General features: G+C 64.4%; 19 protein-coding genes, 3 tRNA genes and 1 riboswitch. Of the genes, 7 read left to right on the top strand and 15 right to left on the bottom strand.

Going from position 1 to position 18,396, the window contains the following annotated elements; genetic code table 11:
- From C8E02_RS16345 to rsmD, 6 genes are all read right to left on the bottom strand, one after another.
- Positions 1-104: GTP-binding protein (locus tag C8E02_RS16345; protein WP_245961041.1), on the bottom strand; the 104-nt coding region annotated here is incomplete at its 3' end.
- Between the two features lie 31 nt (positions 105-135).
- Positions 136-210 (bottom strand) — tRNA-Thr (locus C8E02_RS16340).
- 26 nt (positions 211-236) lie between these two features.
- A tRNA-Gly gene (locus C8E02_RS16335) sits at positions 237-310 on the bottom strand.
- A gap of 53 nt (positions 311-363) precedes the next feature.
- A tRNA-Tyr gene (locus C8E02_RS16330) sits at positions 364-448 on the bottom strand.
- Positions 449-587: 139 nt separating this feature from the next.
- Positions 588-839, bottom strand: a complete 252-nt coding sequence (locus C8E02_RS16325) for a YfhL family 4Fe-4S dicluster ferredoxin (protein WP_047968017.1) — start codon at positions 837-839, stop codon at positions 588-590.
- 76 nt (positions 840-915) lie between these two features.
- Positions 916-1,467 (bottom strand): 16S rRNA (guanine(966)-N(2))-methyltransferase RsmD, encoded by a 552-nt coding sequence (gene rsmD, locus C8E02_RS16320; RefSeq protein WP_120812567.1) that lies wholly within the window; start codon positions 1,465-1,467, stop codon positions 916-918.
- 177 nt (positions 1,468-1,644) lie between these two features.
- Between rsmD and ftsY the strand changes: the two genes are divergently transcribed.
- The 4 genes from ftsY to rpoH all read left to right on the top strand — a co-directional run bounded on the left by ftsY (position 1,645) and on the right by rpoH (position 5,345).
- Entirely contained in the window at positions 1,645-2,745 is a 1,101-nt protein-coding gene (gene ftsY / locus C8E02_RS16315; RefSeq protein WP_120812564.1) for a signal recognition particle-docking protein FtsY, read from the top strand.
- A gap of 62 nt (positions 2,746-2,807) precedes the next feature.
- The gene (gene ftsE / locus C8E02_RS16310) at positions 2,808-3,461 is read left to right on the top strand and encodes a cell division ATP-binding protein FtsE (RefSeq protein ID WP_120812561.1); all 654 of its coding nucleotides are present in this window, start codon (positions 2,808-2,810) and stop codon (positions 3,459-3,461) included.
- A complete protein-coding gene (gene ftsX / locus C8E02_RS16305) occupies positions 3,458-4,366 on the top strand; it encodes a permease-like cell division protein FtsX (protein WP_120812559.1) in 909 nt (302 codons plus the stop codon). The genes ftsE and ftsX overlap by 4 nt, the downstream gene beginning before the upstream one ends.
- Before the next feature lie 118 nt (positions 4,367-4,484).
- Positions 4,485-5,345 carry an RNA polymerase sigma factor RpoH gene (gene rpoH, locus C8E02_RS16300; RefSeq protein ID WP_047968022.1) on the top strand — a complete coding sequence of 287 codons (861 nt, stop codon included), beginning with the start codon at positions 4,485-4,487 and terminating at the stop codon, positions 5,343-5,345.
- A 74-nt stretch (positions 5,346-5,419) separates the two neighbouring features.
- Here the strand turns inward: rpoH and C8E02_RS16295 are convergent, their stop codons facing one another.
- The 3 genes from C8E02_RS16295 to C8E02_RS16285 form a co-directional block, all read right to left on the bottom strand.
- Positions 5,420-7,153, bottom strand: coding sequence for a PglL family O-oligosaccharyltransferase (locus C8E02_RS16295; RefSeq protein ID WP_120812585.1), 1,734 nt, complete (start codon positions 7,151-7,153; stop codon positions 5,420-5,422).
- A 70-nt stretch (positions 7,154-7,223) separates the two neighbouring features.
- The gene (locus tag C8E02_RS16290; RefSeq protein WP_170152178.1) at positions 7,224-8,996 is read right to left on the bottom strand and encodes a PglL family O-oligosaccharyltransferase; all 1,773 of its coding nucleotides are present in this window, start codon (positions 8,994-8,996) and stop codon (positions 7,224-7,226) included.
- A gap of 100 nt (positions 8,997-9,096) precedes the next feature.
- Positions 9,097-9,516, bottom strand: a complete 420-nt coding sequence (locus C8E02_RS16285) for a pilin (RefSeq protein ID WP_047968024.1) — start codon at positions 9,514-9,516, stop codon at positions 9,097-9,099.
- Positions 9,517-9,950: 434 nt separating this feature from the next.
- Between C8E02_RS16285 and C8E02_RS16280 the strand changes: the two genes are divergently transcribed.
- Both C8E02_RS16280 and proB read left to right on the top strand, forming a co-directional pair.
- Positions 9,951-11,309, top strand: a complete 1,359-nt coding sequence (locus C8E02_RS16280) for an adenosylmethionine--8-amino-7-oxononanoate transaminase (protein WP_120812553.1) — start codon at positions 9,951-9,953, stop codon at positions 11,307-11,309.
- A gap of 228 nt (positions 11,310-11,537) precedes the next feature.
- Positions 11,538-12,656: a glutamate 5-kinase gene (gene proB / locus C8E02_RS16275; RefSeq protein ID WP_120812552.1), complete on the top strand. Its 1,119-nt coding sequence runs from the start codon at positions 11,538-11,540 to the stop codon at positions 12,654-12,656.
- A gap of 206 nt (positions 12,657-12,862) precedes the next feature.
- Here proB and C8E02_RS16270 read toward each other — a convergent pair whose 3' ends face one another.
- The 3 genes from C8E02_RS16270 to ruvB all read right to left on the bottom strand — a co-directional run bounded on the left by C8E02_RS16270 (position 12,863) and on the right by ruvB (position 15,126).
- Entirely contained in the window at positions 12,863-13,267 is a 405-nt protein-coding gene (locus tag C8E02_RS16270; RefSeq protein WP_047968027.1) for a hypothetical protein, read from the bottom strand.
- Between the two features lie 65 nt (positions 13,268-13,332).
- Positions 13,333-14,055: a glutamine amidotransferase gene (locus C8E02_RS16265; protein ID WP_120812548.1), complete on the bottom strand. Its 723-nt coding sequence runs from the start codon at positions 14,053-14,055 to the stop codon at positions 13,333-13,335.
- Between the two features lie 36 nt (positions 14,056-14,091).
- Entirely contained in the window at positions 14,092-15,126 is a 1,035-nt protein-coding gene (ruvB, locus tag C8E02_RS16260) for a Holliday junction branch migration DNA helicase RuvB (protein WP_047968029.1), read from the bottom strand.
- 79 nt (positions 15,127-15,205) lie between these two features.
- Positions 15,206-15,356: riboswitch (FMN riboswitch) on the top strand.
- Positions 15,357-15,487: 131 nt separating this feature from the next.
- On the opposite strand from ruvB, the gene ribB reads away from it, so the two are divergent.
- Positions 15,488-16,120: a 3,4-dihydroxy-2-butanone-4-phosphate synthase gene (ribB, locus tag C8E02_RS16255; protein ID WP_120812546.1), complete on the top strand. Its 633-nt coding sequence runs from the start codon at positions 15,488-15,490 to the stop codon at positions 16,118-16,120.
- Positions 16,121-16,214: 94 nt separating this feature from the next.
- On the opposite strand, the gene C8E02_RS16250 is transcribed toward ribB, so the two are convergent.
- Genes C8E02_RS16250 through ruvA form a run of 3 tightly spaced genes read right to left on the bottom strand, consistent with a single transcriptional unit; the run spans position 16,215 to position 18,374 of the window.
- Positions 16,215-16,997, bottom strand: coding sequence for an NYN domain-containing protein (locus tag C8E02_RS16250; protein ID WP_120812543.1), 783 nt, complete (start codon positions 16,995-16,997; stop codon positions 16,215-16,217).
- A 33-nt stretch (positions 16,998-17,030) separates the two neighbouring features.
- Positions 17,031-17,777 (bottom strand): SDR family oxidoreductase, encoded by a 747-nt coding sequence (locus tag C8E02_RS16245; RefSeq protein WP_120812540.1) that lies wholly within the window; start codon positions 17,775-17,777, stop codon positions 17,031-17,033.
- 3 nt (positions 17,778-17,780) lie between these two features.
- Complete coding sequence (gene ruvA, locus C8E02_RS16240; protein WP_047968033.1) at positions 17,781-18,374, bottom strand: Holliday junction branch migration protein RuvA; 594 nt, start codon at positions 18,372-18,374, stop codon at positions 17,781-17,783.
- Positions 18,375-18,396 lie beyond the last annotated feature (22 nt).

The following is an 18,396-nucleotide window of genomic DNA, read 5'->3' as shown; positions in this document are numbered from 1 at the left end:
ATAGTGGTGATCGCTGCAGTCAGAGTGGTTTTACCATGGTCCACGTGACCGATGGTACCAACGTTTACGTGCGGCTTGGTCCGCGCAAACTTTTCCTTAGCCATGGCAAATTCCCTGAATACAATAAAATGAGTTTGGTGCCCATGGGCAGAATTGAACTGCCGACCTCTCCCTTACCAAGGGAGTGCTCTACCCCTGAGCTACATGGGCCAAAAAACTTTACAACTATCGCAACCTGGAGCGGGTGAAGGGAATCGAACCCTCGTCGTAAGCTTGGAAGGCTTCTGCTCTACCATTGAGCTACACCCGCCTTACGATCCCGGCCAACTCTAACTGCTTTCGCCGCCAAGATGCTGGTAACTTTGGTGGGGGGAGAAGGATTCGAACCTTCGAAGGCTGAGCCGTCAGATTTACAGTCTGATCCCTTTGACCGCTCGGGAATCCCCCCGTGAAGAAGCCCGAATATTATAGACAGCTCCGGCGATCGTCAACAGCTTTTCCGTGATTTTTCGGATTTTTTGCAGCCAAAATGCAAACAGCCACCACACTCGGTGGCGGCTGCCTCACAAATCAACAGCTTAGCGCAATCAGGCCTTGGCGGTGATCACCAGGTATTTCTGATACAGCTGGTCATGCGTCTCCGGATTGGAGGCATCCAGCGGAATGCAGTCCACCGGACAGACTTGCTGGCACTGCGGCTCGTCGTAGTGGCCGACACACTGGGTACACAGGTTAGGATCGATTTCGTAGATCTCTTCACCTTGCGAAATGGCGTTGTTCGGGCACTCCGGCTCACAGACATCGCAATTGATGCATTCGTCAGTAATGATCAAAGACATAGTAATTTCCTCAGGTATTTCACTAGTGAATTCTGGCACCGCCGGCACACCATCGCAAGCCCATGCCGTTATATGTTTATTCGCTGGACTCAGCGGCCAGCAGCGCAAAGCGCACCGCCCCCGCCTTGCCCTCTTTCAGCACCCGCCAACCGGTAAACTGCTCCGGCCGATCCGATTCTATATATATGCATCCGCCTGCCTTCAACATGCGGCCAACCTTGGGCAGCAATGCCGGCAGCAGGGTCAGCGCATACGGCGGGTCGAGGAAGATCAGGTCGAAACGCTCCGCACTGCGCGCCAGGTAGTCCTCCGCGGCACCGGAATGCAGCTGTACTTCGGCTGCTGCCAGCAAGGTCTTGCTGTCGCGCAGGCACTGCAGCGCCGTGCGGCTTTTCTCGACCAGCACCACCTTGCGCGCACCGCGCGACGCGGCCTCGAAGCCCATCGCCCCGCTACCGGCGAACAGGTCGAGACAATCGGCGTTCTCGACACGATCTGCCAGCCAGTTGAACACCGTTTCGCGCACCCGGTCCGGGGTTGGCCGCAAGCCGTCAACATCCGGGAAAGGCAGCAGGCGCCGACGATACTTGCCGGCAATGATCCGCACCCTGTTGCGTTGCTGCGCCATGCCATGCCCTGCCTTGTTCAAAGAAGGGCGAGATTTTACTCCATTTACCGCCGCAGAACTTCTGTCGTGAATCAATCTGTTAACGCCATGTCGCGCTTTATACTCAGGTTTGCCCTCGCCCCGGCTTTTGCCGGTACAATCCAGCGCTAATCTCTTACTTCGACTCAGCCATTTCGCATGTTCAGCTTTTTCAAGAAAAAACCCGTTCCCGACACCACCCCGACCCCGCCGGCAGCCCCGGTCGCGCCCGTAGCGGACACCGTTACCCCTCCCGCGGCCAGCGTTGAGCCGGCGCCCGCCGCAGCGGTAACGGCAGCGCCAGTTGTTGCGGCGCCGACTCCCGCCCCGGCCAGCAGCGTGACGCAAGCGAAGCCGAGCTGGACCGAACGACTGAAATCCGGCCTCGCCAAGACCCGCGACAAACTGGGCAAGCAGTTGGCTGGCCTGTTCGGTGGCGGCAAGATCGACGAAGATTTATACGAAGAGCTGGAAGCGGTGCTGCTGACTTCGGACATGGGCATGGATGCGACCAGCCACCTGCTGCGTGACGTGCGCGAGCGGGTGTCGCTGAAGGGCCTCAAGGACGCCAGCGAGCTGAAAGGCGCGCTAAAGGAGGCACTGGTCGAGCTGATCCAGCCGCTGGAACAGCCGCTGCAGACGCACGGCAAGAAGCCTTACGTGATCATGCTCGCCGGCGTCAACGGTGCCGGCAAGACCACCTCGATCGGCAAGCTGGCCAAGTATTTCCAGAGCCAGGGCAAGTCGGTGCTGCTCGCCGCCGGTGACACCTTCCGTGCCGCCGCCCGCGAACAGCTGATCGCCTGGGGCGAGCGCAACAACGTCACCGTGATCGCGCAGCAAAGCGGCGACGCCGCCGCCGTCTGCTACGACGCGATGCAGGCCGCCATGGCCCGCGGCATCGACATCGTCATTGCCGACACCGCCGGCCGCCTGCCGACGCAATTGCACCTGATGGAAGAAATCAAGAAGGTGAAGCGCGTGATCCAGAAGGCGATCCCGGATGCGCCGCATGAAGTGGTGCTGGTGCTGGACGCCAATATCGGCCAGAACGCGATCAACCAGGTGGTGGCTTTCAACGAGGCGCTGGGTCTCACCGGCCTGATCCTCACCAAGCTGGACGGCACCGCCAAGGGCGGTGTCATCGCCGGCATCGCCAAGCAGCACCCGGTACCGCTGCGTTTCATCGGCGTCGGCGAAGGCATTGACGATCTGCGTCCGTTCTCGACCCACGACTTTGTCGACGCGCTATTCGACTGAGCGCTTTGATCCACTTGCCGGCCGCCACCGTTGCGGCCAACCTTTGTGCGGGATGATTGCCGATGATCCGATTTGACCAAGTCACCAAGCGCTACCCCGGCGGACACGAGGCGCTGCGCAACCTGTCCTTCACAGTGGAAAGCGGTGAGATGGTGTTCCTCGCCGGTCATTCCGGCGCCGGCAAAAGCACGCTGCTGAAGCTGGTTTCCGGTATCGAACGCGCCACCAGCGGCAATGTGCTGGTCAACAACCAGAATCTGAGCAAGCTGCGCGCCAGCCAATTGCCGTATGTGCGCCAGCACATCGGCGTGGTGTTCCAGGATCACAAAATCCTGTTCGACCGCACGGTATTCGACAACGTGATGCTGCCGCTGGACATCATCGGCTTTGATCGCCGCGATGCGCAGCGACGAGTGCGAGCGGCACTGGACAAGGTCGGCCTCGCCGGCAAGGAAAAGGTGATGCCGATCCGCCTGTCTGGCGGCGAACAGCAACGGCTGTGCATTGCCCGCGCCGTGGTGCACCGCCCCAGCATCCTGCTGGCGGACGAGCCATCGGCCAACCTCGACCGCGCCTACGCGCTCGACATCATGGAGCTGTTCAAGTCCTTCCACCAGGTCGGCGTCACGGTGCTGATCTCGGCCCACGACGAAACGCTGATGGAAGACTACGGCCGCCGCATCATCCGGCTTCGTGAAGGACAATTCGCCGCATGAAACACTACCTGTACCTGCACGCACAGAGCGCCCGCAGCGCACTGCTGAAGATCCTGCGCCAGCCGTTCGGCAACCTGCTCAACCTGCTGATGCTGGCCATCGCGCTGGCGCTGCCGGTGTCGCTGTATCTCGGTGTCAGCAGCCTGCAGCAGTGGACCGCCAAGCTGAACACCACGCCGCAGATCACGCTGTTCATGGAGCTGTCCAGCGAACAGGCCGATCTGGCCGCGGTGGAAAGCAGCCTCAAGCACCATCCACGGGTTGCATCCTTCCGCTTCGTGCACAAGGATGCCGCGCTGAAAGAACTGGAACAGCGCAGCGGCCTGAACGCGATCAGCGAGGGCCTCGGCAGCAATCCGCTGCCACACGCCTTCATCGTCACCCCGCAAGCGCTGGAGCCGGCGATGCTCGACCTGCTGCAGAAGGAGCTGTCCGGGCTGCCGATGGTGGAGCTGGCGCAGTTCGATGCCACCTGGGCGCGCAAGCTGCACGCGATGATCACCCTCGCCGGCCAGCTCGCCTGGCTGCTGGCGGTGGTGTTTGCGCTGGCGATGGTGCTGATCAACCACAACACCATCCGCATGCAGATCCTGGCGCGGCAGGAAGAAATCGCGGTATCGAAACTGATCGGCGCCACCGACAGCTTCATTCGCCGCCCTTTCCTCTATCACGCGGCGTGGCAAGGCGGGCTGTCGGCGCTGCTATGCTGGGGCCTGAGCAGCTGGCTGGCCTATCAGGCCAATCCGGCGCTGGCCGAATTCGCCAGTCTGTACGGCATCGATGCCCAATTGCGCAGCCTGCAGCCGCTGGAAGTGCTAGGCGTGTTGCTGGGCGCCATGCTGTTGAGCATGCTCGGCGCCAGGTTGGCCGCAGACCATCATCTGCGCAAAAACCAGCCGGCGTGACATCGGGCGAGACAATCGGTCTGATTGAAATTTGCCATTGGCAGGAACTCCTGTCGTCTGGCACTCTCATAATCCGAGTGCTAAGATAAGTCGGTCCATTTAGGAGGATTGCGAATACATGTCCACTTTTGCCCTGCCCGTACTTTCTTCCAACGGCAGCCTGGAACAATACATCCAGACCGTTAACAGCATCCCGATGCTGACCCAGGAAGAGGAGATCGAGCTTGCCACGCGTCATCAGCAACACGAAGACCTGGAAGCGGCAAAACGCCTGGTGATGTCTCACCTGCGCGTGGTGGTATCCATTGCCCGCGGCTACGCCGGTTACGGCCTGCCACAGGCCGACCTGATCCAGGAAGGTAACATCGGCCTGATGAAGGCGGTCAAGCGCTTCGAACCGAACCGCGGCGTGCGCCTGTTCTCGTTCGCGGTGCACTGGATCAAGGCCGAGATGCATGAATTCATCCTGCGCAACTGGCGGCTGGTGCGCATTGCCACCACCAAGCCACAGCGCAAGCTGTTCTTCAACCTGCGTAGTATGAAGAAGAGCTTTGCCGCACTCAGCGACAGCGAAGCCCGCGCCATTGCCGAAGATCTCGGCGTCAAGCCGGAAGAAGTGCGCGAAATGGAAACGCGCATGAGCGGCCAGGACGTGTCGCTGCTGGCCGACGACAACGACGACGACGCCTACGCCCCGATCGACTGGCTGGCCGACGCCCACAACGAGCCGACCGTGACGCTGGAGCGCCGCGCGGTGGATCGCCTGCAGAGCGAAGGCCTGCTGGAAGCGTTGTCGACACTGGACCCGCGCAGCCGCCGCATCATCGAAGCGCGCTGGCTGGCCGACGACAGCGGCGCCACGCTGCATGACCTCGCCGCAGAATTCGGCGTCTCCGCCGAGCGCATCCGCCAGATCGAGGCCAAGGCACTGGGCAAGATGAAGACGGCGCTGCACAGCGGCGTGGTCATCGACGGCTGATCTGCCCGCCTCGCCAGACACAAAAAATCCCTGCCATGTGCAGGGATTTTTCATTGCTGGCCAGCCGTCGCCGTTCATGGCTTAAGCATCGCCGCCTCCACCTGTTGCCGCAGCGGCTGCCACGCCGGCTCTTCCGGCGACAGCGCGCGCAGGAAAAACGGCGCGTAGGTCGGGAACGAGGCCAGTGCCAGCCGCATGGTGTAGGCGGCCTCCTGCGGGCGCCCTTCCAGCGCCAGGAATTGCGCCTCCTTGCGCAGCACATCCGGATACGGCCGCATCTGCGCCAGCAGCGCAATCCACTGCCGCTGCGCTGACGGACTGTCGCGGCCCGGCTTCACCACATCATCCAGCAACCCCAGCGCGTGGAAGGCAAACAGCGGCTCGTTGCGCATGATTTGCTGTAACCGCTGCTGTTGCTGCGCGGTGCGCGGGTTGTACAGGCCCTGCATCTCGACGTAACGATAGCTGCCATACCCCGCCAGCAGCAGCATTAGCAGCGCGCCGTACTGTACCGGCCGGAACGGGCGGCGTTTGCCCCCCTCCGCCACCGGCGCCAGCGCCAGCAGCATCACCAGTACCGCCGGGAAGTACAGGTACCACAGCGGGTACTCCAGCATGCTATGCAATAGCGAGATGGCCAGCATGGCCAGCGGCAGCAGATGCACCGCCCGCGCCTGGCGGCCGCACCACGGCAGCAACACCCAGCCCAGGCCCAGCATCACCGCCAGGGTGCCGATCAGGCCGACCTCGGCCAGCAGCTGGAACACCAGATTGTGGGCATTGCTGAACAGCCCGCTGTTGACGCCACTATCGACAAACTGCGGTAGCAACTGCAGCCGCACGCTGTGGTACGCGTACTGCGACCAGCCGGCGCCGAACCACGGCGCCTCGCGGAACACCAGCCATGCCTTGCCCCACTCCGCCAGCCGGCGCGCGCCCATGCCGTCAGAGTTGGCCGCCAGCCGCTCGACACCACTGGCCACCAGCTCGCCATGCAACAGTGGTCGCAACAGCCACTCGCCCAGCGGCAACGCGAACTGCATCAGCAGCAGCAAACCCGCCGCCAGCAACAGCCACTGCATCAGGCGCTTGCTGGCCTCGTCGCGCACGTGCCAGTACCAGGCCGGCGCCAGCAGCAGCAAGGCGGCGGCATACAGCAGCACGGTGCGGGAGCCGGCAAAGGCGATCGACAGCGCCAGCCACAGCAGCACGGCGACGGCCACGCCGCGCGACAGCACGCGCGCCACGGCCAGCCAGCTGACGGCCACCAGCCCCCAGCTCAGGTAGTGTGCATACTGGTTGCGCTGCCCGATGTGGCCGAAAATATTGGAGGTAGGATGCGCGCCATCGTAGAACAGCACACCGCCCAGCAGCGGCGCCAGCCCGGTGAGCTGCGCCAGCCCGATCAGCGACTGCAGCAGGGCACCGACCAGCAAGCCCTTGGCCAGCACCGTCATCACCGTTTCGGCGTCGCTCAGCGCCTGCCAGCGGGCAACAGCCAGCGCCAGCAGCGCCAGCGCGAGAAAGGCCAGCGCCGTTGCCGCATTGAGGCCGGGAAACAGCAACTCGACAAATAATGGCTGGCTCAGCCACAGCAGCGCCAGCAGCGCCAGCCACGGCACCACCCGCGGCAGGCGCAATGTGCCGCGCGGCAGACACAGACAGGCCAGCGCGCCGAGTACCACCACCGCGATCTCCCCCCACCACTGCGGCAGCGGCAGGTAGTGGAACGGCGACAGGAAGGGCAGCACGGTCACCGCCGCCAGCAGCAATGCGGCCAACCTTGGCCGCGCAAGAGAAGCAAACATCATCAATCCGCGTTTCGGCAAAGGCGGAAGCATACCGCACCGCCGCTTTTGCTGTCAGATCGGGAGAGTTTCAACGCCGTGGCGCAGCCAGCACGCTGGATGCCGCCGACTGTGCGCCGCCATCGCGACTGGCCTGCAGCGCCGTATTGGCGATCGCCTGCAGCGGCCGCAGCTCCGGATCGTGACGCGACATCAGCTCGGCGGCAAAACCCGGCGTATAGGCCGGATAGGCGGCGATGGCAAAACGCAGTGCCTGCTCGGCGGCAGCGCTGTCGCCATCCAGCGCTCGCAGGATCGCGACATTGATCAGCATGCCGGCATGCGGGCGATAGGCGGTCAGCCGCTCGAACAGCGCACGCTTCTCCTGCAGCTGGCGCTTGTCCACGATCAGGTAATTGGCCAGCACCATATCGGCCTCGTAAGTCCACAGCGGATTGCGCGCAATGTGCCAGACTTCCTCGGCGCGCATCACATTCACCTGCGCATTGGAGCCCGGCACAAGCCAGCGCGCCAGCTTGCCATAGGCCAGCAGCCCTGCCACCGACTGCCACAGCAACAGCGCGCAAAAGCCCCACGTCAGCACACGACGCATCGACAGGCGGATAGCCAGCGTGTAGTGGCGGGCCGGTGACAGCCCCAGCAGCACGGCAAACAGGCTGAGAAAAGTCATATACCACAGCGGATATTCGACCATGCTGTGCAGCAGCAGCACCATTGCCAGCAGCACCACCAGCAGGGAATGAACATTGGCCTGCTCCTTGCGGAAAAACGGCAAGAACGCCCAGCACAGGCCAATCACCACCACAGCGGTGCCAAGCAGTCCCGTTTCCGCCAGCAACTGCAGGATCAGGTTATGACTATGCGTAAACAGCCAGCTCTCCGACCACTGCCCGGCAAAACCCATCGCCACTTCCAGGCGCACGCTTTCTGCCGCATAGCCGCCCAGCCCGACACCGAACAAGGGGTGCTCCAGAAAAACTTGCCACGCCTTCTGCCACTCCACCCAGCGCCGGGCACCAAAGCCACCGGCCAGCATGCGGTCGGCGGCAGAGCCGATATCGCCCAATGGCAGGCCCAGCCAATTGAGCAGTACGACCAGTTCCCTATTGAACAACTGGCAGAACACCAGCCAGCACGTCGCCAAGGCTAGGGCCAAGGCCAAACGGCCGGTCTCGGCCTGGCGGCCACTACGCCAGTAAAACAGCCACGCCAGTACCATGGCGGCGCCGGCATAACCGATCGCCAACCGTGAGCCGGACCAGCTGATGAACAGGCCGAAGAACAGCACCAGCGGCAGCAATAACCAGCCGCGCAGCTTGTTGACAGCAAACAGATAGCAACTGGCGAACAGGGACAGGGTCAGGTAATTGGCGTAATGGTTGCGCTGTGCTACCTGACCAATCAGATTGGCCGGATTGCCCTTGTCGTAGAACACCCACGGCCATTGCAATACCAGCACCCACTGTGTCACCTGCAACAAGCCAATCACCACCTGCATCAGCCCACCCAGCAACAGCCCCCAGGCCAGCGCCGTCAGCACCAACTGTGGCGAATGGCGGGATACGGCATAGGCCAGCGCCAGGCACAGCGCCATACCCATGCTGGCTGCCGCCCCCTGTCCGGGATAGAGCGAGACCAGGGCGGTGGCAATGGTCAACAATGGCAACAGCGCCAGTAGCAGCAAGGCGCCGCTAGGCTCTGCATCACGATTTCTTGCCGGTGACAGCAGCAATACCACCACCGCCAGCAATACCGCGCAAACACTGCTGACGTAATCACCCGCCGGCTGAAAGCGTACCCAGTTGAGAAAGGGGATGGTCACCAGTAAAAACAAGGCGGCCATTGCCAGGCGTTCCAATGTGATGGTCCGGCTCATTCTGTTCCCGAAAATAAAAGGCCCTTGCATAGCAAGGGCCAGATTAATGCTCACGTTACGAATGAAATTACGAGCAAGCCTTAGGCAGATACGCGTCGTCTACTGTCGAGCTAGCCAAGCTGCACAACCAAGTGGTCGAGTTGGAGCCAAAAGTAGGAATAATTACAGCGGTATCACCAACCAGATCGGTGTGAGCAGGGGCTTGGAAGGTTGCAGTGATAACACAACCACCAGCAGCAGCAGTACCAGACGAGACAGCAATATTCGCATAGGTACCGGAAGCATTCATAGTAGTACAAGAGCCCGTTTCGCCTTGCGTTTCTGCGACTTTAATCTTCATACCATCCGCCAGCGAGAACGCTTCCGAAACCTGCGCGCGCTTGGTGTAGTTGGAGTACGCCGGGATCGCAAGCGCAGCCAGAATACCAATGATCGCTACCACGATCATCAGTTCGATCAGGGTAAAACCTTGTTGTACACGTTTCATGTGTATCGCTCCTGTTTGAAAATGAAAAACGGCAAACTACCAGCGAAAAAACAAATCCAAGCCAGCACTGCAATTGCCAATTGGCACGCACACGAGCCGCCTCGGTAAATCACGGAACCGAGGCCGGCAGCTAGCAGCGACCGGGTACTACGATCTCCGCGGCTAGCTACCTTAACGACCGTCGCGGCGAGGATACACGGCAACGGGCCGGTGCAGCTTGATTCCTGACAAAGCAGAGCAAGATCGGCGCCAGGCCGTGCCAGGTTGGCCGCTGCCATCGCAAAAGACCGCTGTAGCAGGCTTTCCGCGCCCAGCACCGCCAGCACAGACACCGCCAGCGGGCGCAAAATCGGCAAGCGGCTGACAATTTTCGTCACTCTTGCGAGGTGCGGCGCCATGTTACGATGCCCGCCTTGTCTTCCGGAGGCCCCACCATGCATGACTCGCAAGCACAACACTGGCTGGCGCGCAGCCGCGCCGCGGTGTGGCACCCCTGCACCCAGATGAAGCGCCACGAAACCCTGCCCATCATCCCGATTGCCCGCGCCGACGGCATCTGGTTAGAGGATTTCGACGGCAAGCGCTACATCGACGGCGTCAGCTCGTGGTGGGTCAACCTGTTCGGCCACAACCAGCCGCGCATCAAGCAGGCGCTGAAGGATCAGCTCGATACCCTGGAGCACGTGATCCTCGCCGGCTTCACCCACCAGCCGGTGGTGGAACTGTCGGAAAGGTTGGCCGCACTCACCGGCCTCGGCCATGCCTTCTATGGCTCCGACGGTGCCAGCGCCACCGAGATCGCGCTGAAGATGAGCTTCCACTACTGGCGCAATCATGGCCAGACGCAGAAGACCCGTTTCCTCAGCCTGGAACACAGCTACCACGGCGAAACCGTCGGCGCGCTGGCGGTCACCGACGTGCCGCTGTTCTCCGACACCTACGCGCCGCTGCTGCGGCACAACCTGCGCGCGCCCAGCCCCGACGCCCGTCTTGCCGCACCGGGGGAGACGGCCGCCGATGTCGCACGCCGCGCCGCCAGCGCGCTGGAGACCCTGCTGCAACAGCACGGCCACGAGCTCGCCGCCTTCATCATCGAGCCGCTGGTACAGGGCGCCGCCGGCATGGTGATGTACGACCCGCTGTATCTGGCCGAAGCGCGCCGGCTGTGCGACCAGTACCGGGTACACCTGATCGCCGACGAAATCGCGGTCGGCTTCGGCCGCACCGGCACGCTGTTCGCCTGCGAGCAGGCGGCGATCCGCGCCGATTTCCTGTGCCTGTCGAAAGGCATCACCGGCGGCTACCTGCCGCTGTCCTGCGTGCTGACCACCGACAACATCTACGCCGCGTTCTACGACGACGACGTCAGCCGCGGCTTCTTGCATTCGCACAGCTACACCGGCAATGCGCTGGCCTGCCGCGCGGCGCTGACCGTGCTCGACATCTTCGAGGACGAACAGGTGATTGCGGCCAACCTTGCCACCGCCACGCTGTTCAGTCGCCATCTGGCGGTGATCGCCGCCCATCCGGCGGTGCGCCACTTCCGCCAGCGCGGCATGATCTGGGCGTTCGACGTCGACTGCCAGCGCGCCGACTTCGGCCCCGCCTTCTTCAGCCTGATGCTGCAGCAGGGTTGCCTGGTGCGCCCGATCGGCAAGACGGTGTACTTCATGCCGCCCTACATCATCGAGGAAAACCACATGCGCCAGCTGGTCGACGCCACGCTGTCGGCGCTGACGCAACTGCTGGCCGGCGACCGGCCGTCGGCGCGGCCGGAAACCGCGCTGCCGTAAGCCTGTTCACGATCTGCTGCAACTGATCTCACGGGGTCGATACGGCGTTGAAAACGGCTTCGGCATACTTGTTTGAATCTGGATATACGCCGCTTCCTCAGCCGTTTTCACCTTGTCTCGCGTGAGCTCGCGAGATCGTGAATACTCTCTACCCGCCGCCTGACGCACTGCGGCATGGCGGCGGAATCGGGTAAACTGACGGCTTTGCTTCTGACGGGATTCGGCGACATGCAATCGGTGATTCACAGCGCCACGCGCATCGTGGTGAAAGTAGGCTCCAGCCTGGTGACCAATGACGGCAAGGGTCTGGACATGAGCGCGCTGGCGCGCTGGGCCGCCGAAATCGCCGACCTGAAACGCCGCGGCAAGGAAGTGGTGCTGGTCTCCAGCGGCGCCATCGCCGAAGGCTGCCAGCGCCTGGGCTGGGCCAAGCGGCCGAAAGCGGTGCACGAGCTGCAGGCCGCCGCCGCCGTCGGCCAGATGGGGCTGTGCCAGGCGTATGAAAGCGCCTTTCGCGAGCACGGCCTGAAAACCGCGCAGGTACTGCTCACCCACGAAGACCTGTCCGATCGCCTGCGCTACCTCAACGCGCGAACCACGCTGTCGACGCTGCTGGCGCTGAACGTGGTGCCCATCATCAACGAAAACGACACCGTGGTCACCGACGAGATCCGTTTCGGCGACAACGACACCCTCGGCGCGCTGGTCACCAACCTGATCGAAGCCGACAGCCTGGTGATCCTCACCGACCAGCAGGGCCTGTACACCGCCGACCCGCGCAAGCATCCCGATGCCGTCTTCGTGCACGAGGCCGAGGCCGGTGACAGCAAGCTGGAAGACATGGCCGGCGGTGCCGGCTCCAGCGTCGGCACCGGCGGCATGTACACCAAGATCATCGCCGCCAAGCGCGCCGCACGCAGTGGCGCCGCCACCGTGATCGCCTGCGGCCGCGAGGCCAACGTGCTGTCGCGGCTGGCCGATGGCGAGGCGATCGGCACCCAGCTCAATGCGCCGACCACCAGGTTGGCCGCACGCAAGCAGTGGCTGGCCGATCACCTGCAGCTGTCCGGCAAGGTGGTGCTGGACGCCGGCGCCGCGCTGGCAGTGCGCGAAAAAGGCACCAGCCTGTTGCCGATCGGCGTCATCGCGGTGGAAGGCAGCTTCCTGCGCGGCGACGCGGTGGTCTGCGTCGACGAACAGGGCGCCGAGGTGGCGCGCGGGCTGGTCAACTACAGCTCGGAAGAAGCGCGGCTGATCATGCGCAAGGCCACCCGCGACATCGAGGGTGTGCTCGGCTACCTGATCGAGCCGGAGCTGATCCACCGCGACAACATGGTCGCGCTGTAAGAAGTTGTTCACGATCTGCGGCGGCTGATAAACGGCTTCGGCATGCTGGTTTCTATCCAGCTCAACGCCGCCTCCTCAGCCGTTTTCGCCTTGTCTCGCCTGAGCGGGCGGGATCGTGAACACGTTCCAAGGCGACCGCACACAAAGCAACAGGGCTGCCACGGCAGCCCTGTTTGCATGATGGCCAGACCGGCCCGGCGTGGCGCTTACTCCGGCGCCTTGCCGCCGCGCTCGCTGGCACGTGCTTCCACCGCGCGCATGATCACGTAGGCGACCATGGTGCACAGGAAGAACAGCAGCATCACCCACGCGATCTGCGACAGGGTGTCGATCACGGTGCGGTAGATCTGGATGGTCCAGCGCACGCCGTTCAGCTCCAACGCCGATTCGCGGCCGTTGGGCACGAACTTTTCCAGATCCCAGATGCGCACGCCACCGGAGACGCCGACCACCACGATGGCGAAGCTCATGTACTTGCGCCACGCCTCGGCCAGATCATCGCCGACGATGCGCGACAGGATTTTCTTCACTGCCTCGTTGAAAAAACGGACCACCAGTATCGACGTCACCAAGGCGACCGCCAGTGTCACCAGCAAAATGGCGTAAAACATGCCTGCATACTCCCTGAGCAATCATGAGCGAATAAAACATCTGGCGCGCATTGTACGCCGCGTGCTCAACCTTGCGCAGCCCCGGGCAGCAAGGTGGCGAAACGCTGCAATAAAGCCGCCGCATGTGGTGTCGCTGCAACATTCTGCTGCAACGCCGGCAGCGACAGCTGCGCCTTGTCCAGCAACGGCGCCAGTTGTGCCAGATAGCGCGTCATCGCCTCGGCATTGAATTCCGGGTGAAACTGCACACCCCACGCCGAACCGTGGCGGAAGGCGTGGTGCGGTTCGAAGGCATTGTGCGCCAGGCACACCGCGCCGGCCGGCAGCCGCTGCACGCTCTGCCAGTGGATCACGTTGGCAGCAAAACGCTCAGGCAATGCCGACAGCAACGGGTCGGCGGCGGCTGCGGCGGTGGTGTGCACCGTCACCGTGCCGGCCTCCGGCCCCTGCGGGTGATAACCGACCTCGCCGCCCAGCGCCGACGCCAGCAGCTGGTGCCCGAAACAGATGCCCAAGAGCGGCACGTTGGCCGCATGCGCGCTGCGCAGCCAGGCGGCGGTGGCCTCGCTCCACGGCGCGCGCTCGCTGACCATCGCCGCCGAGCCGGTAATCACCGCCCCCGCCACTTCCGTCACCGCCGGCAGCGCCTCGCCGGCCTGCACGTCGATCACCTGCCAGCTGTCGCCATCGGCGCCCAGCTCGCGGCGGATCCAGTCGTCAAAATCGCCCAGCTCGGCGCGCAAGCCGGCATAGACGCGGCCGGTGCGGATAATCAGCTTTTTCTGCATCGTGTTCGCTCGTTCATCGTCAACCGCGGCCGCCGCTTACTCCCTGGTCGGCAGCCCGAAATGGGTATACGCCAGCGCCGTCGCCATCCGCCCGCGCGGCGTGCGCTGCAGATAGCCCTGCTGGATCAGGAACGGTTCGATCACGTCCTCGATGGTGTCGGTCGATTCGCCGATGGCGGCGCCGACGTTGTCCAGCCCTACCGGGCCGCCACCGAACTTGTCCAGAATGGCCTGAAGCAATTTGCGGTCCATCACGTCCAGGCCGGCCGGATCGACGTCCAGCATCGCCAGCGCGGCGTCGGCCACCGCCGCGGTCACCGTGCCGTCGGCGCGCACCTCGGCGTAGTCGCGCACCCGCCGCAGCAGGCGGTTGGCGATGCGCGGCGTGCCGCGCGAGCGACGCGCGACCTCGAACGCGCCGTCGTCGGCCAGCGGCACGTTCAGCAGCCCGGCAGAGCGCACCACGATGCGCTGCAGCTCCTCCGGGGTGTAGAACTCCAGCCGCGCGACAATCCCAAATCTATCCCGCAGCGGATTGGTCAGCATCCCGGCGCGGGTGGTGGCGCCGACCAGCGTGAACGGCGGCAGGTCGATCTTCACCGAACGCGCCGCCGGCCCCTCGCCGATCATGATGTCGATCTGGTAGTCCTCCAGCGCCGGATACAGGATCTCCTCCACCACCGGCGACAGGCGGTGGATCTCGTCGATGAACAGCACGTCGTGCGGCTCGAGGTTGGTCAAGAGCGCGGCCAGGTCACCGGCGCGCTCCAGCACCGGGCCGGAGGTCTGGCGCAGGTTGACGCCCATCTCGCGCGCCACGATGTGCGCCAGCGTGGTCTTGCCAAGGCCCGGCGGGCCGAACAGCAGCACGTGGTCGAGCGCCTCGCCGCGCTTCTTGGCCGCCTCGATGAAGATTTCCAGCTGTTCGCGCGCCTTTTTCTGGCCGACGTACTCGTCCAGCTGCTTCGGCCGCAGCGCGCGCTCCAGCGCCTCTTCCTGCTGCGACAGGCTTTGCTGGGTGACGATGCGGCGCTCCGGCGCGCCGCCTATCAGGTTGTCGGTCTGGATCATGTCGCTATCACTCGGGATCAATCGCCCGATGTTACCACTGCTATACTGTGCCCCGCTTGCGGCCAACGTTGGCCGCAAGCGACGTCTTCAGGGCGGGGTGCAATTCCCCACCGGCGGTATGGCTGCCTGCGCAGCCGAGCCCGCGAGCGCTTTTGCCGCCCGGCAAAAGGTCAGCAGATCTGGTGCGATGCCAGAGCCGACGGTCACAGTCCGGATGAAAGAAGATGACGCCATCCCCCGCCCGCCAGCCGGCGACGGGGGTTGCTGTCCGCGCACGCCGTGCGCACCAGGTTGGCCGCCAGGCCGGCCGCTTCACGCCCCGTGACGTGTTTCTCACTAGCCAATTTGAGGACCGTTATCCATGAATACCAACACCGATAGCCTTTCCCTGCGCCTCCACGCCGCCCTTGCCGCGCTGCGTGCCGGCAAGCCGGTGATCGTCGCCGACGACCACGACCGCGAAAACGAGGCCGACCTGATCCTGGCCGCCGACGCGCTGACGGTGCCGGAAATGGCGCGCCTGATCCGCGATTGCAGCGGCATCGTCTGCCTGTGCCTGACACCCGAGCACGCGGCACGCCTTGCGCTGCCGCCGATGGTGGCCGACAACGGCAGCCGCTACGGCACCGCCTTCACCGTCAGCATCGAGGCCGCCGAAGGCGTGACTACCGGCGTCTCCGCCGCCGACCGCGTCACCACCATCCGCGCCGCCATCGCCCCCGGCGCCAGGCCCGAGGACCTCGCCCGCCCCGGCCACGTCTACCCGCTGATCGCCCGTGCCGGCGGTGTACGCGAACGCCGCGGTCATACCGAATCCGCGGTGGAGCTGGCGCGACTGGCCGGTTTCAGCCCGGCCGGCGTGCTGTGCGAGCTGATGAATCCGGACGGCAGCATGATGCGCGGCGCCGAGCTGGACGCCTACGCCGCGCAACACCAGTTGCCGCAGCTGACGGTGGCCGAGCTGGTGCAATGGCTGGCGCGCGAGCAGCCGTGAACGCTTGCGGCCAACGTTGGCCGCAAACAAAAACCGCAGCGTGCTCACGCTGCGGTTTTTTTGCGGCTGACGCCGGCGTGGTGCGGCAAGCGCGCTACTTGGCCGCTTTGCGCCCGCCGCCGTTGCCCGGCTTGAGGCGGATCGATACCCCGCCGCGGCCACTGCTGGCCTTGCGCACCTCGAACCAGCCCGACTTCAGCACCAGTTCGGACAGCTTGGCAAAGCCGTAATTGCGCGGGTCGAAGTCCGGCATCCACTGCCCCAGCAGGCTGCCGACGCCGCCGAGGTCGGCCCAGCCCTCGTCGTCGTCCATGCTCTCGATCCCCTTCTGGAATTGCACGCGCAACTTCTTGTCCAGCGGCCGCAGCACCCGTGCCGCCGGCGCCGGCTTGCCGCCGCCACGCGCGCCGTCGCCTTCCTTGGCCGCGCTCTCCTCTGCCTTGGCCTCGTCGCTCAGCGCCAGCACTTCCACGTACACGAACTTGCTGCAGGCGTTGACGAAGGCCGACGGCGTCTTCTCCTCGCCGAAGCCCCACACTTCCAGCCCGTCCTCGCGCAGCCGCGTCGCCAGCCGCGAAAAATCACTGTCGCTGGAGATCAGGCAGAAGCTGTGGTAGCGGCCGGAGTGCAGCATGTCCATCGCGTCGATCACCAGCGTGATGTCGGACGCGTTCTTGCCCTTGGTGTTGGGAAACTGCTGGATCGGGTGGATGGCGAAGCGGGCGCACAGGTCGCGCCACGCCTTGTCGTGACGGCTGAAGTCGCCGTACACCCGTTTCAGTGCCAGCACGCCCAGCTTGCCGGCCTCTTCCAGTACGTCCTCGATCCAGCCCGGCGACACGTTGTCCGCGTCGATCAGTACCGCTACGTTGGCCATTATTTTCCCCTTGTTGACGATGCCGTGGCGCGCTCAGCGGCCGCCGGCGACATCGATGAAACTGCCGGTGGTGAACGAGGCGGCGTCGGACAGCAGCCACAGGATCGCCTCCGCCACCTCCTGCGGCTGACCGCCGCGCTGCAGCGGCACCGCGCTCTTGACGCGGTCGACGCGGCCCGGCTCGCCGCCGTCGGCGTGCATCTCGGTGTAGATGAAGCCGGGGCGCACCGCGTTGACGCGGATGCCTTCGGCGGCCACTTCCTTGGCCAGACCGATGGTCAGCGTGTCCAGCGCCCCCTTGCTGGCGGCGTAGTCGACGTATTCACCGCCCGACCCCAGCCGCGCGGCGGCGGACGACACGTTGACGATGGCGCCGCCCGCGCCGCCGTGGCGGGTGGACAGCCGCTTTACCGCCTCGCGGCAGCACAGCAGCGGGCCGATGACGTTGGTGGCCAGGATGCGCTGCCAGCGCGCCACGCTCATTTCGTCGAGCCGCAGCTGCGGCTCCAGCACGCCGGCGTTGTTGACCAGCGCCGACAGCGGCCCCAGCGCCAGCTCGGTCTCCACGAACAGGCGCTGCACGTCGATTTCGTCGGCCACGTTGGCCGCAATCGCCACCGCACGGCCGCCGGCGGCGTGAATGGCGGCCACCACCGCCTCGGCGGCCGCCTGGTTGCGGTGGTAGTTCACCGCCACCGCGTAGCCGCGCTGCGCCGCCAGCAGCGCGGTGGCGGCGCCGATGCCACGACTGGCACCGGTGACCAGCAGCACCTTGTCCATGCCTTAGCCTTTCATCAGGTTCTTCAGCGCCAGGCGTACGCCGTCGCTGACGGTAACGTCCGCCGGCAGGCCCTTGGTGGCCGCGGCGGCCTCTTTTTCGTTGTAGCCCAGCGCCAGCAGCGCGTTCACGATGTCGCTCTTTTCGTCCGGGGTGGCGGCAAACGGCAGGCCGCCGGGCACGGTGAGGTTGCCACCGGTGGCCAGCTTGCCGCGCAGCTCCAGCACCAGCCGCTCGGCGGTCTTCTTGCCGATGCCGGGCACGCTGGACAGGCGCTTGATGTCTTCGCTGGCCACCGCGATCGCCAGCTCGTCGGCGGTCATGCCGGACAGGATGGCCAGCGCGATCTTGGCGCCGACGCCGGTGATCTTGATCAGCTGGCGGAAGGTCTCGCGCTCGTCGCGGCTGCCGAAGCCGTACAGCAGGTGGGCGTCCTCGCGCACCACCAGGTGGGTGAACAGCGTGGTCTTCTGCCCCAGCGCCGGCAGCTGGTAGAAGGTGGTCATGGTCACGTCCACGTCGTAGCCGACGCCGTTGACGTCGACGGTGATTTGCGGGGGCAGTTTTTCGAGCAGGGTGCCGGTGAGTCGTCCGATCATTTCGGGGCTTTCAAAAGGTTGG

It is taken from the genome of Vogesella indigofera, assembly GCF_003633895.1.
In the GTDB taxonomy this organism is placed as follows: Bacteria; Pseudomonadota; Gammaproteobacteria; order Burkholderiales; family Chromobacteriaceae; genus Vogesella; species Vogesella indigofera.
Note: the sequence above shows the minus strand (reverse complement) of the source record. Positions and strands in the feature narration are given on the sequence as shown.

What these genes read in the sequence shown, in the direction of transcription:
- rsmD (WP_120812567.1), bottom strand. Translation starts at nt 1,467, where the DNA reads ATGGCGCAGCAACGCAACAGGGTGCGGATCATTGCCGGCAAGTATCGT.
- C8E02_RS16295 (WP_120812585.1), bottom strand. Translation starts at nt 7,153, where the DNA reads ATGTTTGCTTCTCTTGCGCGGCCAAGGTTGGCCGCATTGCTGCTGGCG.
- ruvB (WP_047968029.1), bottom strand. Translation starts at nt 15,126, where the DNA reads ATGATCCAGACCGACAACCTGATAGGCGGCGCGCCGGAGCGCCGCATC.
- ribB (WP_120812546.1), top strand. Translation starts at nt 15,488, where the DNA reads ATGAATACCAACACCGATAGCCTTTCCCTGCGCCTCCACGCCGCCCTT.
- C8E02_RS16285 (WP_047968024.1), bottom strand. Translation starts at nt 9,516, where the DNA reads ATGAAACGTGTACAACAAGGTTTTACCCTGATCGAACTGATGATCGTG.
- C8E02_RS16265 (WP_120812548.1), bottom strand. Translation starts at nt 14,055, where the DNA reads ATGCAGAAAAAGCTGATTATCCGCACCGGCCGCGTCTATGCCGGCTTG.
- ftsX (WP_120812559.1), top strand. Translation starts at nt 3,458, where the DNA reads ATGAAACACTACCTGTACCTGCACGCACAGAGCGCCCGCAGCGCACTG.
- proB (WP_120812552.1), top strand. Translation starts at nt 11,538, where the DNA reads ATGCAATCGGTGATTCACAGCGCCACGCGCATCGTGGTGAAAGTAGGC.
- rpoH (WP_047968022.1), top strand. Translation starts at nt 4,485, where the DNA reads ATGTCCACTTTTGCCCTGCCCGTACTTTCTTCCAACGGCAGCCTGGAA.
- C8E02_RS16270 (WP_047968027.1), bottom strand. Translation starts at nt 13,267, where the DNA reads ATGTTTTACGCCATTTTGCTGGTGACACTGGCGGTCGCCTTGGTGACG.
- ruvA (WP_047968033.1), bottom strand. Translation starts at nt 18,374, where the DNA reads ATGATCGGACGACTCACCGGCACCCTGCTCGAAAAACTGCCCCCGCAA.
- C8E02_RS16280 (WP_120812553.1), top strand. Translation starts at nt 9,951, where the DNA reads ATGCATGACTCGCAAGCACAACACTGGCTGGCGCGCAGCCGCGCCGCG.
- C8E02_RS16290 (WP_170152178.1), bottom strand. Translation starts at nt 8,996, where the DNA reads ATGGCCGCCTTGTTTTTACTGGTGACCATCCCCTTTCTCAACTGGGTA.
- C8E02_RS16245 (WP_120812540.1), bottom strand. Translation starts at nt 17,777, where the DNA reads ATGGACAAGGTGCTGCTGGTCACCGGTGCCAGTCGTGGCATCGGCGCC.
- C8E02_RS16250 (WP_120812543.1), bottom strand. Translation starts at nt 16,997, where the DNA reads ATGGCCAACGTAGCGGTACTGATCGACGCGGACAACGTGTCGCCGGGC.
- ftsY (WP_120812564.1), top strand. Translation starts at nt 1,645, where the DNA reads ATGTTCAGCTTTTTCAAGAAAAAACCCGTTCCCGACACCACCCCGACC.
- C8E02_RS16325 (WP_047968017.1), bottom strand. Translation starts at nt 839, where the DNA reads ATGTCTTTGATCATTACTGACGAATGCATCAATTGCGATGTCTGTGAG.
- ftsE (WP_120812561.1), top strand. Translation starts at nt 2,808, where the DNA reads ATGATCCGATTTGACCAAGTCACCAAGCGCTACCCCGGCGGACACGAG.